This is a genomic window from Serratia sp. K1WW1 (assembly GCF_055790865.1).
Window position 1 is genome coordinate 3,347,305 of sequence record NZ_CM147697.1, and the last position, 14,872, is coordinate 3,362,176.

General features: G+C 55.4%; 14 protein-coding genes and 1 other annotated feature (1 of these 15 cut by a window edge). All 14 genes read right to left on the reverse strand.

Annotated elements, in window-relative coordinates:
• Positions 1-5 precede the first annotated feature (5 nt).
• Entirely contained in the window at positions 6-464 is a 459-nt protein-coding gene (locus tag ACX9GU_RS15125) for an NlpC/P60 family protein (RefSeq protein WP_021178133.1), read from the reverse strand.
• 167 nt (positions 465-631) lie between these two features.
• On the reverse strand, positions 632-1,021 hold the full coding sequence (gene arnF / locus ACX9GU_RS15130; protein WP_473192085.1) for a 4-amino-4-deoxy-L-arabinose-phosphoundecaprenol flippase subunit ArnF: 390 nt from the start codon (positions 1,019-1,021) through the stop codon (positions 632-634).
• On the reverse strand, positions 1,018-1,362 hold the full coding sequence (arnE, locus tag ACX9GU_RS15135; RefSeq protein ID WP_368436611.1) for a 4-amino-4-deoxy-L-arabinose-phosphoundecaprenol flippase subunit ArnE: 345 nt from the start codon (positions 1,360-1,362) through the stop codon (positions 1,018-1,020). The genes arnF and arnE overlap by 4 nt, the downstream gene beginning before the upstream one ends.
• Positions 1,359-3,023, reverse strand: coding sequence for a lipid IV(A) 4-amino-4-deoxy-L-arabinosyltransferase (gene arnT / locus ACX9GU_RS15140; RefSeq protein WP_473192086.1), 1,665 nt, complete (start codon positions 3,021-3,023; stop codon positions 1,359-1,361). Before arnT ends, arnE begins: the two co-directional genes overlap by 4 nt.
• Complete coding sequence (gene arnD / locus ACX9GU_RS15145) at positions 3,020-3,931, reverse strand: 4-deoxy-4-formamido-L-arabinose-phosphoundecaprenol deformylase (RefSeq protein WP_473192087.1); 912 nt, start codon at positions 3,929-3,931, stop codon at positions 3,020-3,022. The genes arnT and arnD overlap by 4 nt, the downstream gene beginning before the upstream one ends.
• The gene (arnA, locus tag ACX9GU_RS15150; protein ID WP_473195194.1) at positions 3,928-5,910 is read right to left on the reverse strand and encodes a bifunctional UDP-4-amino-4-deoxy-L-arabinose formyltransferase/UDP-glucuronic acid oxidase ArnA; all 1,983 of its coding nucleotides are present in this window, start codon (positions 5,908-5,910) and stop codon (positions 3,928-3,930) included. Before arnA ends, arnD begins: the two co-directional genes overlap by 4 nt.
• Positions 5,910-6,890 carry an undecaprenyl-phosphate 4-deoxy-4-formamido-L-arabinose transferase gene (gene arnC, locus ACX9GU_RS15155; protein ID WP_098931300.1) on the reverse strand — a complete coding sequence of 327 codons (981 nt, stop codon included), beginning with the start codon at positions 6,888-6,890 and terminating at the stop codon, positions 5,910-5,912. The genes arnA and arnC overlap by 1 nt, the downstream gene beginning before the upstream one ends.
• Entirely contained in the window at positions 6,877-8,031 is a 1,155-nt protein-coding gene (gene arnB, locus ACX9GU_RS15160; RefSeq protein ID WP_473192088.1) for a UDP-4-amino-4-deoxy-L-arabinose aminotransferase, read from the reverse strand. Before arnB ends, arnC begins: the two co-directional genes overlap by 14 nt.
• A 393-nt stretch (positions 8,032-8,424) precedes the next feature.
• Positions 8,425-9,180 carry a vitamin B12 ABC transporter ATP-binding protein BtuD gene (btuD, locus tag ACX9GU_RS15165; RefSeq protein WP_473192089.1) on the reverse strand — a complete coding sequence of 252 codons (756 nt, stop codon included), beginning with the start codon at positions 9,178-9,180 and terminating at the stop codon, positions 8,425-8,427.
• A 16-nt stretch (positions 9,181-9,196) separates the two neighbouring features.
• Positions 9,197-9,748 carry a glutathione peroxidase gene (locus ACX9GU_RS15170; protein WP_024485859.1) on the reverse strand — a complete coding sequence of 184 codons (552 nt, stop codon included), beginning with the start codon at positions 9,746-9,748 and terminating at the stop codon, positions 9,197-9,199.
• Between the two features lie 70 nt (positions 9,749-9,818).
• Positions 9,819-10,826 carry a vitamin B12 ABC transporter permease BtuC gene (gene btuC, locus ACX9GU_RS15175; RefSeq protein WP_368436621.1) on the reverse strand — a complete coding sequence of 336 codons (1,008 nt, stop codon included), beginning with the start codon at positions 10,824-10,826 and terminating at the stop codon, positions 9,819-9,821.
• A 157-nt stretch (positions 10,827-10,983) separates the two neighbouring features.
• Positions 10,984-11,280 carry an integration host factor subunit alpha gene (gene ihfA, locus ACX9GU_RS15180; RefSeq protein ID WP_004943604.1) on the reverse strand — a complete coding sequence of 99 codons (297 nt, stop codon included), beginning with the start codon at positions 11,278-11,280 and terminating at the stop codon, positions 10,984-10,986.
• 4 nt (positions 11,281-11,284) lie between these two features.
• A complete protein-coding gene (gene pheT / locus ACX9GU_RS15185; protein ID WP_473192090.1) occupies positions 11,285-13,672 on the reverse strand; it encodes a phenylalanine--tRNA ligase subunit beta in 2,388 nt (795 codons plus the stop codon).
• A gap of 14 nt (positions 13,673-13,686) precedes the next feature.
• The gene (pheS, locus tag ACX9GU_RS15190) at positions 13,687-14,670 is read right to left on the reverse strand and encodes a phenylalanine--tRNA ligase subunit alpha (RefSeq protein ID WP_021804595.1); all 984 of its coding nucleotides are present in this window, start codon (positions 14,668-14,670) and stop codon (positions 13,687-13,689) included.
• 139 nt (positions 14,671-14,809) lie between these two features.
• Positions 14,810-14,872 (reverse strand) — a sequence feature (Phe leader region) (it continues 62 nt past the right edge of the window).

Consider the following 14,872-nt stretch of genomic DNA (forward strand, 5'->3'; position numbering starts at 1 on the left):
GGGCGTTAAATCCGGCGCGCCTGCCAGTACACCTTGCGCCAGTAAACGTTGTTGAGTGAGGAACGCGTCACACCTTTGCTGGTAGAAGCATGAATAAACTCGTCGTTGGTATCGTAGATCCCCACATGCAGGCCATTCTCTCCGCTGCCGGTTTTAAAGAACACCAGATCGCCCGGCATCAGCTCGTCGCGCGAGACTTTGGTCCCCAGCCCGGTTTGCTGCGCCGTGGATCGCGGTAATTGCATATCAAAACGATCGCTGAAGGTGCGATAGACAAAGCCGGAACAGTCGACACCGCCGCGATCTAGCCCACCATAGCGATACGGGGTGCCATACCATTGACGCAGTTGCTCGTTCAATTGCGCAACCACCACGATGGAATCGGACAAACGGCCACTCGGCGGCGGCGCATGGCTGCTGCAACCGGCAAGAATTAAACTGGCTAATAGAAACCACACACGCATCGCATTTTACCTTTCACTTGAACACCGAAGCGGATCAACCGCCTGCGATATTTCACCACGCCACCCCAGGTAAGGAGAATGCTGTTTGGCATTAATTTATCGCTCAAGATAATAAAAAGGCAAGTTTTGTCCATGAGATATTCGAATCGACAGCGTTTTTTCCGCTATTAACGATTTTTTGCCGCCCGATGGCTGTTAATCAACCAGACGCCGAACAGAATAAACAGCGTCCCCAGCGTTTTGAGCAAGGTGGCCGATTCATTAAACCAGGGCAGGATCACCGCCGCCAGGTAAACCAGCGCGTAGCTGACGCTCAATAGCGGATAAGCCCGGTTCAGCGGCAGATAATGTAGCGCGAAGAACCAGCACAGCATTGATAATGCATAACCGAAGATGCCAACGGCCACCGCCATCAAGGCCATTCCGTACTGGTTGAGTAACGGCCAGGTAACATCGGCAAAGGATAACAGCGGGATTTGCCCCATGCCCCATTTCATCAGCAACTGGGCCAACGTCACTAACAGAACGCTGCCCGCGCCCCAAAGATAACCTTTCATGATTGCAGACTCATCAGCAGGATCCCCAGCATGATCGACGCCACGCCGCACCAGTGACGCACCGTAGTCGGCTCGTTAAACAACCAGCGTGCCGCCAGCGTCACCAGGACAAAATTGAGGCTCAGCATCGGATAGGCCAGGCTGAGCGGCAGGCGCTGCAACACATTTAGCCACACCAGCATACCCAGCCCCAATAGCAGCACCGCCAGCGCCAACCAGCGCAGCGTTAACGCCCGCCGCCGATCGCCAGCCTGTTGCCAGGTAAGGGCAGCCTGTTTCTGACACAGCTGCCCCGCACAGGTGAACAGGCTAACCAGGATCACCAATAAATACGCCATCATGGTTGCTGCTTATACCATACCAATGCCATGCGATGCATCTCGACCACGCTGTCTGGCGGCGGTAAATCTGTCGGCACGTGCTCACCACGGGAGAGTTGCATTACCAGTGACACATCGCCCTGTTTGCGAGCCTGAGCCAACCAGCCAGCAAAATCTTCTTCGTCGATATAGTGGCCACGTGCATCGGGATACGCCAAGCCATAAGTGAGCTCGCCTTTTTCACCGTACATCAGCACATCGCTGCGTTTCAGTTCCCAGGCCAGGCCAGCGGCGATACCCACGCGATCGGCCAACACAAACTGGCTCTGGCTGAGCGTGGCAATATTGTCACGAATGAAGTTCTGCGGCTGCTTGGAGTCAATCACCTGCTGCGGAATAGCGTAGCCGATCAACAGACAAAGCAGCAGCGGGCAGGCGGCCGCCCAGGTCCAGCGTTTCGCGTTATCACGAGCGGAAATCACGGCAAACAACAGCCAACCACCAAAGGCAATCAGGCCGAGCACGATTTTTGGCCACTCATCGGCGGTAAACAGATGCACTTTATGTAACACACCGGAGCCGATGAGCAACAACGCGATAATGCCAATCAGACCAAACAGGCCATTCAGTAGGGCATTCACCTTAAAGACGCGAGTACGTAACTGCCCCGCGCAATCCTCGGCGTAAGCCGCCATCAGCAGTGCCAACGGCGCCATGCAAGGCAGAATATAGGTCGGCAGCTTGCCTTTGGCGATGCTGAAGAAGATCAGCGGCATCACCACCCAGCTCAACAGGAAAAACAGCTCCGGGCGCTGCACACGCTCACGCCATCCCTTAAGCAGGGAACCTGGCAACAACCCCAACCACGGCAGTACCGCAGCGATCAGGATCGGGATGTAATACCAGAAAGGTGCCTTATGCTGGGCATTCTCTTCGGCAAAGCGCTGAATATGCTCCACCCAGAAGAAGTAGTTCCAATAATCCGGTTCTCGTTGGGCCACTGCCAGCGCCCACGGCAGGCTGAGCAGTACCGCCACCACGATCGCCACTGGCCCATAGCAGAACAGATCTTTGACCTTACGCTGCTGAATAACAATGGGGATAACGGCAATCACCGGCACCGCCAGCGCCAGAAAGCCTTTGGTCATAAAGCCCATGCCACAGGCAAGCCCGAGCAACACATAGCCCCCCAGCTTACCTTTGGCGGTGGTGGCTTTCAGCGTCAGGTAATAGCTGACCATGGCTGCCGTCAGCCACAGCGAGATCATCGGGTCGAGCACGCTGTAAGTGCCGATGCTGAATACCAGTACCATCGACAGGAAGATCAGCACTGCCAGGCTGGCACGACGCGCATTTTTCCACATCAGCCAGGCCAGAGCAAAGACCAGCAAGGCGGTCATACCAGTGCTGAATATCGAACCAAAGCGCACGGCAAAGTTGCTATCGCCGAACAACCACTGGCTAATGTTGTTAAACCAGTAACCGGCGACCGGCTTTTCAAAATAGCGCAGGCCGAGCAGATTAGGCACGACCCAATCTCCGCGCGCCAGCATTTCACGGCTGATTTCGGCGTAGCGGGTTTCATCCGGCTGCCACAGCAACCGCCCATTCACCGGCAGCAGATACACCAGGGCAAAAAAAATGGCCAATACGATGGCCCAGGATCCTTTCAACGCTTTCATGAAACCTTTTCTCCCCCAACTTCGGTTTGATAACCCAACCAGCCTTCTCGGCCAGGAAATGGTGCGCGTATAATGCGGCCTAGCGGCAGTGATGACACGTCTTGGGGCAGTAATGCGCTCAGCGGGCAGAACTCGATGCCTTGCTGTTTTGCGCGCTGTAACAGCTGTTCGAACATGGCCGACTGCGACATACCTTCCACCTCGGTATGTATGGTGTAGACCGGCACCCCACCATCGTTTTCTATCGCTCGCAGAATATAATCATTGAAATCCGCCATGCTGGTTTCACGGCCAATCACCTCATCAAAGGTGGGGAGCGTTACGGGGATTTGCACCGTGCCCGGCTGGCCGTTCTCTAATAGCGGCCGGAACGGATGGGTGCCACGGCAATCACTATTATACTCGAAACCAAAACCTTGCTTAACCTCCACGACGCGCTGATCGGCACGCCATCCCGCCACCGCCGAAAATCGGACCGGTTGGCCGATCGCATTGGCCAGCGCATCAACGCCCAACTGAACCTGACGCGTCAACTCGGATTTGGACCACTGCCCCACCTTGGCCTGCCACCCTTGATGATCCCAGGCATGCAACCCCACTTCGTGGCCCATCTCCAACGTGCGCTTCATCAACGGCCCCAAAGGTCGGGAAATATTCCGCCCAGGCCACGCGGTTCCCGCCAGCAGGATATCCCAACCGTACAGAGACGCCGCCTTGGAACGCAGCATTTTCAGCAGGAATTGGGGACGAAGCAGGCGCCACAAGTGGCGCCCCATGTTGTCCGGCCCGACGCTGAAGAAGAAGCTGGCCTGAATATCGTATTTGGCAAACAGTTCCAGCAGCCGCGGCACCCCTTCACGGGTACCGCTAAAGGTGTCTACATCAACTCGCAGGCCGACCTTCTTCATGCACCATCACCTTCCTTTACCGTGGTACGCAGGAAGTAGTCCAGCGTCTCGGCAACGGTTTGCTGCATGGCGATGGTCGGCTGCCAGCCCAGCAGGCGGCGTGCATTCTTGATGCTTGGCGTACGGTGCTCAACGTCCTGATACCCTTTGCCATAGTAGCTGCTGCTTTCCACGTCCTTGAAACCGGCAAACGGTGGGAAATTGCCGCGCAGCGGATGCTCATTGAAGCTGGCCAGCAGCATTTCCGCCAGCTCACGAATACTGGCTTCGTTGGTCGGGTTACCGATGTTGACGATCTGACCATCGCATTGACCGTCGCGGTTTTCAATAATGCGGTACAGCGCTTCAATACCGTCGTTAATATCGGTAAAGCAACGTTTCTGCGCCCCACCGTCCACCAGCTTGATCGGTGAGCCTTCAACCAGGTTCAGGATCAACTGGGTGATCGCGCGCGATGAGCCGATACGCGCCGCATCCAGGTTGTCCAGGCGTGGCCCCATCCAGTTAAACGGACGGAACAGCGTGAACTTCAGGCCTTCTTTGGCCCCATAAGCCCAGATCACCCGATCCAACAGCTGTTTGGAAACCGAATAGATCCAGCGCTGTTTATTGATTGGCCCGACGATCAGACGCGAGGTGTCCTCATCAAACTCTTTATCGTCGCACATGCCATAAACTTCTGAAGTGGACGGGAAGATGATGCGTTTGTTGTATTTCACACAGTCGCGAACGATTTTCAGGTTTTCTTCGAAATCCAGCTCGAACACGCGCAGCGGATTACGGGTGTATTCGATCGGTGTAGCGATCGCCACCAGCGGCAATACCACGTCGCACTTCTTGATGTGATATTCGATCCACTCGGAATGAATGCTGATATCCCCTTCCACAAAGTGGAAGCGCGGGTTATCCAGGAAACGGCTGATGGCATCAGAGCCGATATCCAGGCCATAGATATCGTAACGATCTTCGCGCAGCAGGCGTTCGGTGAGATGGTTACCGATAAAGCCGTTAACGCCCAGGATCAGCACGCGGGTCCGGCGCTTCATCACCGAGCTTGGCTTGGCAGCCAGACGTACGTCGCTCACCATGCCCATTTCCGCTGCCAGGCGGTTGCCTTGCACATACAAACCAGACTCGCTCTGGCCAGCCACGATTTCCAGCGCCCCTTCACCACAGGCAATCACCAATGGGGTGGTGCTCAGCACCGTACCAGGCTGCTTATCATGCGCGGTATCCAGCACGCGTGCGCGCCAGACAATCACCTTGCGCTGGCCCAGATAGCTGAAGGCGCCCGGGTAAGGTTCGGTGACAGCACGCACCAGGTTGTTGATTTCACGGGCAGATTTATGCCATTGGATCTCACCGTCAGCAGCGGTACGGCGGCCAAAATAGCTGGCATCCGCTTCGTTTTGCTCAACCAAGCTAGCCGTACCGTCTTTCAGTTTCGGCAGTTGTTCTTTCAATACCACCTGCGCCGCTTCCAACACCTTTTTGTGTAGTGTCAATGCGGTGTCCTGCTCCGAAATCGCCACTTTATGCTGGCCTACGATATCGCCGGCATCCGGGCGTTTGACCATCTTGTGCAGCGTAGCGCCGGTTTCGGTTTCACCGTTCACCAGCGCCCAGTTGATCGGGGCGCGGCCACGGTAGCGTGGCAACAGTGAACCATGCAGGTTAAAACCACCTTTCGGAGCCAGAGAAAGGATCTCATCGCTCAACATATTGCGGTAGTAGAAAGAGAAAATGATATCCGGCTGCAGCTCACGGATACGCTCTACCCACAGCGGATGATTGACATCTTCCGGCGCATACACCGGCAGTTCCAGCTCTGCACCCTGGCGAGCAACGGAAGAGAAGAAGTTGTTTTCACCTGGATCATCGGTATGGGTAAATACGGCCTGTACGTCATAGCCCGCTTCTGTCAGCGCTTTCAAGCCTGCGCAGCCGATATCATGGTAAGCAAATACAATAGCTTTCATCATTCTTCTTCCTGATTATTTTGGGTTGGTTTGGCACCGACCACTTTCTGGACAAAATAGCGGGGACGAGCGCGGACGTCGTTATAAATCCGGCCGATGTACTCCCCTAACAATCCCATACCGACAAACTGTGCACCGATAAAGGTGAATAACACCGCAAACAGCGTGAACACTCCGCCTGCCGCCCATTCCGGCCCCAGGACCAAGCGCAGCACGATCAACAACACCGCCAGCACGAAGCCTGACAGCGCAATCACGCTGCCTACCACGCTGAGCAGACGCAGCGGCGTGGTGGTCAGGCAGGTGATCAAGTCATACATCAGGTTGATCAGCTTCATCAGGCTATATTTGGAGTCACCGAACTCGCGTTCGGCGTGGCGCACCTCGATCTCCGTGGTACGGCGAGCAAAGGTGTTGGCCAGGATCGGAATAAAGGTACTGCGCTCATGGCAGTGCAGCATCGCCTCAATGATATGGCGGCGATAGGCACGCAGCATGCATCCATAGTCGCCCATGGATTTACCGGTCGCGCGCTGGATCATCATATTGATCATGCGGGAGGCCGTCTTGCGGAACCACGAGTCCTGACGGTTGGCACGCACGGTACCCACCACGTCATAACCCTCTTCCGCAACGCTGACCAGACGAGGGATTTCCTCCGGCGGGTTTTGCAGATCGGCATCCAGGGTGATCACCAGATCGCCGCTGACCTGATTGAAACCCGCCATGATGGCGGAATGCTGGCCGTAGTTACGGTTCAGCAGCACGGCAATAATGCAACTGCCTGGTTGTTCCGCCGCAGCGGTCAGCATGGCGGCAGAATTGTCGCTGCTGCCATCGTCAATCAGAATAATTTCATAAGGTTGCAATAGTTGTTTACAGGCGGCGGTGGTGCGCTCCAACAAGGCAGGTAAACTCTCCTGCTCGTTGTACACCGGGATCACCACCGAAACTTTGCTAATAGGTTCAGCGCGAGACACGGGAAGACTCCAATACGGAAGACAAGGCATTGACCACGCGATCGACATCGGCTTCGGTCATATCCGGGAACAGCGGTAAAGTGCACAGGCGTGCCGAATTCCATTCGGTATTAGGCAGTGACAGCTGTGGGTAACGTTCGCGGTAGAATTTTTGTGTGTGGGCGGCGCGGAAATGCAGACCGGTACCGACCCCAACTTCTTTCAGCCGTTCCATCAGTTGATCGCGCCCAATGCCGCAACGTTGTTCATCAACGCGCACCATAAACAGGTGCCAGGCGTGATCGTGCGGATAAGCCGGCAGCCCCAACGGCTGGAAAGGCGAGTCTTGCAGCGCGGCCAGGTAACGTTCTGCCAGCACCTTGCGCCGGGCGTTAAGCTCTGGCAAACGCGCCAGCTGTACCACGGCGATCGCCGCATGAATATCTGACAGATTGTATTTATAGCCAGGTTCAACCACTTCTGCCTGCGGCTTACGCCCCTGCAGTTGGCGGTCAAAAGCATCAACGCCCAGGCCGTGGAACTTCAGACAGCGGACGCGATCGGCCAGTTGATCGTCATCGGTCGCGATCAGGCCACCTTCCGCACAGGTCAGGTTTTTGATGGCGTGGAAAGAGAAAATGGCAGTGCCCCGTGCGCCCACCCATTCACCATTGAAACGAGTGCCCACGGCGTGAGCGGCATCTTCAATCAGGGGAATATTGTGGCGTTGAGCCACTGCGCGCAGTTCATCCATCGGTAATGGTGCGCCTGCATAGTGAACGGGAATAATCGCTTTGGTACGTGCAGTGATGGCCGCCTCAACATCGGCTGCGCTGACCATTAGCGTGTCACGGTCAACATCGATCATCACCGGCGTAGCGCCAAGCAATTCGATCATATTGAGGGTGGAAACCCAGGTTTGAGAAGGCGTAATGACTTCATCCCCTGGCCCGATATCCAGTGCCATCAGGGTGATGTGCATCCCCGCAGTGGCAGAGCTGATGGCAACCGCATGCTTGCAGCCGAAGGTTCGGCAAAACTCGCTTTCCAACTGCTGGTTTTGCGGCCCGGTGGTGATCCAACCCGAACGCAACACCTTTTCTACCGCCGCGATTTCTTCATCCCCAATTGCCGGGCGCGAAAAAGGCAGGAATTGATCCATAATGAAACCCCAAACGTCTCGATTTTCTTTAAGCCACTGTAAGACTTTTACATTTAACGAACAGTAAACGTCGCAAAGAATGATCCTTGGTGGATTAACTACCAATATACGTGGGCAAGCTTAACTAAACCTTAAGGGAGAAATTATTATCAAGAAACTTTCTGTAAAATCCGTTCAGCAACAAAATAATAATTTGCTTTATAATCATTGAGTTATGCAGTTATAATTTTTTACTTAATTCTTTTCAATCCGATTAGCCTAGCAGGTAATTGTGGATTTTCCATGTCACTTCGTGAGATTACCCGCAGAATCTGTCCCTTTATTGGGTAATTATATCGACCACGTTTACTTTTCGTTTAACTTCATTTTCCGGTTAAAAACGTCTAAACATCGCTAGGCCGTTTTAGTCATAATCCAGCGCTGTTCTCCCACCGCCTGCAGATGAAAATCCACGTCATAAACCTTGGATAATAACACCGGCTCCATGACCTCGTGGGTACCCCCCTCGGCGACCAACCTTCCGGCTTGCAGCAACCAGACCCGATCGGCCTGTTGCAAGGTATGATTGAGATCGTGAGCGCAGACCAGAGCGCTGCGGCCACTTTGGCAAAATTCGCGCAACAGGCGATCGAGCGCCACCTTTTGCGCCACATCCAGGCTGTTGGTCGGTTCATCGAGCAGCAATAATTGGCTTAGCGGGTTAACCGTTGGCCAAACCTGTAACAACACTGCGGCCAGCCGCACCCGTTGCCATTCGCCCCCAGAAAGCTGAGTCAACATGCGGGATAATTTATCCGCCAGCTTTAGGCTACGTGCCAAATACAGGATGGCTTTTTCCAGCTCGCTTTCGTCTGCCCCGGCGGGCTGATGTAAGGCGAGATATTGAAATACCGGCATCAGCGCAACCGGAGGCTGCTGCTGGCACAGATAAGCCCGGTGCCTTGCCAGTTCATTCCCCGTATACGCTTCCAGCAAACGCCCAGACAGCCGAACTTCACCAAGTCCTGGCAGCATACCCGCCAATCTGGCCAACAGCGTACTCTTACCCGCGCCGTTTGGGCCGATCAGGTGCACCTGCAACCCAGCGGCGATCTGCCCAGAAAACGGCTCCAATCGCCCTTCTACCCCTACCTCACTGAGTTGCAGCATGGTTCTGTTCGCTCCTTTACTTGGCTAAAGCCTGTTTGATGGCCTCGGACACCTGTGGATCTTCCGGCGTCATATCCGGCGAGAAGCGTTGGATCACCTGACCGTCACGGCCAATCAAGAATTTCTCAAAGTTCCACAGGATATCGCCGGTGTGCTTCGGCGCACGGCCTTTGCTGCTCATCCGCTCCAGGAAACCACTGCCTTCTGGTGCGACGGCCTGTGGCTGTGCGGCAATCAGTTCCCGATACAGCGGATGACGGCCCTCACCATTGACTTCAATTTTGGCAAACATCGGGAACTGGACGCCAAAGGTGCCACGGCAGAACGCCAGGATCTCTTCATTACTGCCCGGCTCCTGGCCAAGAAACTCATTGGAGGGGAAACCCAACACCGCAAAACCCTGCTCACGCCAGGTTTCATAAAGCTTTTCCAGACCTTCATATTGCTTGGTCAGGCCGCATTCCGACGCTACGTTGACCACCAGCAGCACCTTGCCGGCATAGGCGTTCAGCGTGGTAGATTGGTTCTCAATGGTTTGCAGGGGAATGGCATAAATGGGGTTGCTCATCAGATGTTTTCCTTTGGTTTTATTTGCAGGTGAGACAGAAAAACGCCGCCGGACATCACCGGCAGCCGGTTTACCTTACGCTTTTTGTCCGCGCCAGTAACCAGATAAAAAGAGGCGCTCCCAGCGTTGCAGTGACCACGCCGATGGGTAATTCCGCCGAAAACAGCGCAATCCGCGCCACCACGTCCGCCACTAACAATACGCCCGCGCCTGCCAAGGCGCAGCCAGGCAGCAGGTAACGTTGGTTGGTCAGACCGCTGAGGCGCAAAATATGCGGGATCACCAGGCCGATAAAGCCAATCACGCCCGCCAGGGCCACACTGGTGCCCACCAGCCAGCCGATGGCCAGCACCAGCAGATTACGCCATACGTGCAGGGAAAGACCCAACTGCCTGGCCTGCATTTCGCCAAGCGCCATCAAGTTCAGCACCTTGCCTTGCGCGCATAGCCACAGCAGCATCGGCAACAGGGCTAACAACAGCCATTTCTGCCGCCAATCCACCCCGCCGAAACCACCCATCATCCAATACATCAGTTGCCTCAGGTCGAGGCTCGAACTGAAATACACGGCCCAAGTCATAATCGCGCTGCACACAATCCCCAGCGCTACCCCCACCAGCAGCAAACGTGCGTTGCTCAACCGGCGACGGCGGGCAAAAATCAGCAACAGGAAGGTCATCACCAGGGCACCGGCGATCGCGTTCATGCTCATCAGCGCCACCGGCAACAGGCCGTTGCCGAACAGCACCGTCAGCACCAGAGCCACTCCGGCCCCGTTGGACACGCCAAGCAGTCCAGGCTCCGCCAACGGGTTCTCAAACAGAGCCTGCATCGCCGCCCCGGCCACCGCCAGGCTTGCCCCTACCAGCATCACCGCCAGCGCTCGTGGCAGGCGCAATTGCCAGACAAACAGCTGTGCAGGCTCCCCCAACCACTGCGCAGGCCAGATCCACAGATCCCCGGCGCTCAGGCTGAAGGCAAACGCCAGTACGACGCCCAGCGTCAGCCAGGTCAAATAGCGTTTATCACGGCGGTGTTGATGCTGTTGTAACAAAGTGAAGGTCTGACTGCTCGGCATAACTACACAACTTCCCTACTGGCCGATAGCGGCCTGAAAATAACGTCTTGCAGCAAATAGTAGGAGGTTCGGGCGGTTAGGGGAAGGACTGAGTGAGGTTTGTAAACCGCCTCAAAAGAAAAAGGCCGCTTGCGCGGCCTTTTTGGCGTTGTGTAACCTACTCTTTCGGGCTGGCGTTCTCCACCCGGCTTTTCAGTTTCTGTCCCGGACGGAAAGTGACCACGCGGCGCGCCGTAATCGGAATGTCCTCACCGGTTTTCGGGTTGCGTCCCGGACGTTGGTTCTTGTCTCGCAAATCAAAATTGCCAAAACCAGACAGCTTGACCTGTTCTCCGTTCTCCAGAGCTCGACGGACCTCTTCAAAGAACAGTTCTACCAGGTCTTTGGCATCCCGTTTGCTAAGCCCTAGCTTCTCAAACAGGTGTTCTGACATTTCAGCTTTAGTAAGCGCCATAGGTTCAATCCCTCAAGGATGCTTGGAATCGCTGTTTTAGAGCCTCTACACATTTTGCAACGGTAGCGGCAATCTCCTCTTCTTCCAGTGTACGGGCGGTATCCTGCAACACCAGACTGATAGCCAGGCTCTTATAACCCTCAGCTACGCCCTTGCCACGGTACACATCAAACAAGTTTACGCCAACTACCTGATTTGCGCCAACTTTCTTACACTCTGCCAAAATATCTTCTGCGGCGACGTTTTCAGCCACTACAACGGCGATATCGCGGCGGTTTGCAGGGAAGCGAGAAACCTCACGGGCCTGAGGCACGGCGCGGCTTGCGAGCTTGTTCCACTCCAATTCAAATACCACAGTACGGCCGTTAAGATCCAGTTTACGTTCAAGTTCTGGGTGAACCACACCGATGAAACCGACACGCTCGCCGTGTAAATAAATGGCCGCACTTTGCCCAGGATGCAGGGCGGGATTGGACTCTGCCTTGAACTGAATTTCGGATAATTTCCCGGTCAGCTCCAATACCGATTCCAGATCCCCTTTCAAATCATAGAAGTCCACCGGCTTTCTTGCCAGATCCCAATGCTCATCATGGGTATGCCCGGCAATTACGCCAGCCAGCATGACATCCTGGCGGATACCCAGATTTGCCGCAGTATCAGGGACAAAGCGCAGCCCGCTTTCAAACAGGCGCACCCGAGTTTGCTGGCGATTCTGGTTATAAACCACCGCCGAGAGCAGGCCTGTCCACAGTGACAAACGCATTGCAGACATCTCTACCGAGATAGGGCTTGGCAGGATCAGGGCTTCTTCACCTGGGTGCAGCAACGCCTGCACTTTCGGGTCGACAAAACTGTAAGTAATTGCTTCCTGATAGCCATGATCGACCAACATGGTCTTCACGCGCTTGAGGGTCAGATCGGATTCACGGTGTTTGGTCATCACCAGATCGGCGCGCACTGGCACGTCCGGGATGTTGTTGTAGCCATAGACACGGGCCACTTCTTCCACCAAATCTTCTTCGATCTCCATATCGAAACGCCAGCTTGGCGCCACCGCCAGCCAGTTGTCACCCTGCTCGGTAACCTGGCAACCCAGGCGGCGCAGAATATCGCTCACCTGCTCGCTTGGCACCACGTGGCCAATCAGACGGTCCAGCTTTTCACGGCGCAGCGCAATGGTGGCTCGCTTCGGTAAGGAGCTCTCATCGCTAACGTCAATGATTGGGCCAGCCTGACCACCGCAGATGTCGATCAGCAGGCGTGTGGCACGCTCCATCGCTTTATGTTGCAGTGCTGGGTCTACGCCACGCTCGTAACGATGTGAAGCATCGGTATGCAGACCATGACGGCGAGCACGGCCAGTAATCGACAGTGGGCTGAAGAAAGCACATTCCAGCAGCACATCCTGGGTTTCGTCATTCACGCCAGAATGCTCACCGCCAAAGATGCCGCCCATGGCCAGCGCTTTTTGCTGATCGGCAATCACCAGGGTATCTGCCTGCAGTTTGGCTTCGTTGCCATCCAGCAGACGCAGGGTTTCACCTTCATGAGCCATACGCACCACGATACCGCCCTCAATGCGATTGAGGTCAAAGGCGTGCATTGGCTGGCCCAGCTCCATCAGCACGTAGTTGGTCACGTCGACCACGGCATCAATCGAGCGAATACCGGCGCGGCGCAGCTTCTCACGCATCCACAGCGGTGAAGGTGCCTTCACGTTGATGCCTTTCACGACGCGGCCAAGGTAACGTGGGCACGCCTGAGGGGCTTCTACACGGATTGGCAGGGTATCGGTGATGGTGGCAGCAACCGGGCTCATATCCGGCTCGGTCAACGGCAGTTGGTTCAACACGGCAACGTCGCGCGCGACACCAATGATGCCCAGGCAATCGGCACGGTTCGGCGTGACGCTGATTTCGATCGCGCTATCGTTCAGTTGCAGATAGTCACGGATATCAGTGCCGATCGGCGCATCTTGTGGCAGCTCAATGATGCCGTCATGATCGTCTGAAATCGCCAGTTCGGAGAACGAACACAGCATGCCTTCAGAAGGCTCGCCACGCAGTTTGGCGGCTTTGATTTTAAAGTCACCTGGCAACACGGCACCGACGGTAGCAACGGCTACTTTCAGGCCAGCACGGCAGTTTGGCGCACCACAAACGATGTCTAACAGGCGTTCACCGCCCACATCGACTTTGGTTACGCGCAGTTTGTCGGCGTTCGGGTGCTGACCGCACTCCACCACGTGGCCTACGACCACGCCATTGAACACGCCAGCCACCGGCTCAACGCCGTCTACTTCCAGGCCAGCCATGGTGATTTGATCGGATAATGCTTCGCTGCTGATGGTCGGGTTTACCCACTCGCGCAACCAGAGTTCACTGAATTTCATGTGATATTCCCGCCTTACTTAAACTGTTTGAGGAAACGCAGATCGTTTTCGAAGAACGCGCGCAGGTCGGTGACGCCGTAACGCAGCATCGTCAGGCGCTCCATACCCATACCGAAGGCAAAACCGGAATAGATTTCCGGATCGATGCCCACGTTGCGCAGTACGTTCGGGTGCACCATGCCGCAACCCAACACTTCCAGCCACTTGCCGTTTTTGCCCATGACATCCACTTCGGCAGAAGGTTCGGTGAACGGGAAATAGGAAGGACGGAAACGAACCTGCAGGTCTTCTTCAAAGAAGTTGTTCAGGAAATCGTGCAGCGTCCCTTTCAGGTTGGTGAAGCTGATGTCCTTGTCGACGATCAGCCCTTCCATCTGGTGGAACATCGGGGTATGCGTCTGATCGTAGTCGTTACGATACACGCGGCCCGGAGCGATGATGCGGATCGGTGGCTGCTGGTTCTTCATGGTGCGGATCTGCACGCCAGAGGTTTGGGTACGCAGCAGGCGCGTCGCGTCAAACCAGAAGGTATCGTGATCGGCACGGGCCGGGTGATGCCCTGGGATATTCAGCGCGTCGAAGTTATGGTAATCGTCTTCGATTTCCGGGCCGGTCTCTACCGAGAAGCCCAGTTCGCCAAAGAAGGTTTCGATACGATCGATGGTGCGAGTAACCGGGTGCAGGCCACCGTTCTCCAGGCGACGCCCCGGCAGCGAGACGTCGATGGTCTCCGCCGCCAGGCGAGCGTTCAGCACCGCAGACTCCAATGCGTTCTTACGCGCGTTCAGCGCATCCTGAACTTCCTGTTTTGCCTGGTTGATCACCGCCCCGGCTGCCGGGCGATCTTCCGCTGGCACTTCACGCAGGGACTGCATCTGTAAGGTAAAATGACCTTTCTTGCCAAAATATTCGACGCGTACCAAATCCAACGCGGCAACATCTTGGGCATCTTCTACGGCTGCCTTGGCGTTGGCAACCAGCTCTGCGAGATGTGACATTGCTTTCCTCTTCCTCTGGCCTTGTGGCCCTAAGTAATTGTTATCTATTATTCCAACACGCCTTTGGTTGATCTTCAAAGAATTTCAAGCCGTAGCCAAGCAAGTGCCGCGGGCCTGAAAGGCGCAGAAGGTGGCCAAAAACAAAAAAGCCTCCACTTGGGAGGCTTGGGCGCTACTTTCCGTTTCTTTTCTTACGCGCAAA